1 protein-coding gene and 1 pseudogene are annotated in these 1,097 nt (G+C 39.6%); both read right to left on the bottom strand.

Annotated elements, in window-relative coordinates; translation table 11 throughout:
* Positions 1-141 precede the first annotated feature (141 nt).
* A complete protein-coding gene (locus JMW64_RS13940) occupies positions 142-630 on the bottom strand; it encodes a M48 metallopeptidase family protein (protein ID WP_025650600.1) in 489 nt (162 codons plus the stop codon).
* Positions 631-819: 189 nt separating this feature from the next.
* Positions 820-1,097, bottom strand: a pseudogene (locus JMW64_RS13935) (choline transporter); the annotation flags it as partial.

Here is a 1,097-nt window from a genome sequence, read left to right as displayed (position 1 = left end):
TGGCAAAATTTAGCCATTTTTAGCCCGTTTAGATATGATCAATTGAATTGAGGACACGCCCTAGCGGCTCAGATGATTGCCACAGAAAAGGACACGATATTTATATGGCTGTTATTAAGATTACTATGAACGTTATTAGGGCTACAACTCTCGCCAGTGCAACCAAAGCCGCGTATCTAGCTCAAACTGGTGATATTCAGGCTCCATATGGCAGCATAATTGATAAAACGCTTTGTTATGCTCATGCTCTTTAAAATGTGCCAACTCATGCACAACAATCATGCGCAAAAACTCAGGCGGCGCTTCTTGAAATAAGCTCGCCACGGTGATGCTATTATGCGATTTCAGCTTACTGCCCTGTACGCGAGACTGAGTGGTATGAATACCCAGCGCATGTTTTAAGACTTTTAATTTACTGCTATAACTGACATTCGATAACGGGCCAACTTTGCGCATATATTGGTTTTTTATCTCATTGATATACTGATAAAGTGCTTTATCGCTTTGTACTTGGTGCTGAATAGGATACTTTTTTGCTAGATAAGCGCCCAGTTTACCTTCACTAATGAGTAACGCGGCTTGGGTTTGAATTTGCTCAGAATAATGAGCGATGTACTTTAATGTGGTCACAAATTTATCCTTTGCTGGTACTTCAAATTTTGTCTGTCTAGATTTTACCCTATATCTACTATCTGCCTATCATTGGTTCATAAATAAACCCCATAAGTTGAATCCAACTTATGGGGTTATCTCTTACAATACTTTTATTTAGAACCTACCACGTATAGATAGTTTTATACGCGATTGCCAATGAATCCATTAACGCTCTAAATGTAGATACTGCAAATGACGCTCGTACTGATTTAAGATATCGACCAATACTTGCTCTTTAGAGTAGCCCACCAAGTCATACTCTTGCGAGCCTTCGCTTAAGAACACTTCGGCACGATAATAGTACTCTGCATTCTTAGTTGAGGTGCTCAATGTAAAGTTAGGACGCTCAGCTTTGATCAAATTAACTTCATAAATAAAGTCATCTTCATCGCCATGTCCAACACGCAATTTGAGACCATCTATTTGACCGCTACTCTCGTCCA

The sequence above is a fragment of the Psychrobacter immobilis genome (genome assembly GCF_904846065.1).
GTDB lineage: Bacteria > Pseudomonadota > Gammaproteobacteria > Pseudomonadales > Moraxellaceae > Psychrobacter > Psychrobacter immobilis_H.
Note: the sequence above shows the minus strand (reverse complement) of the source record. Positions and strands in the feature narration are given on the sequence as shown.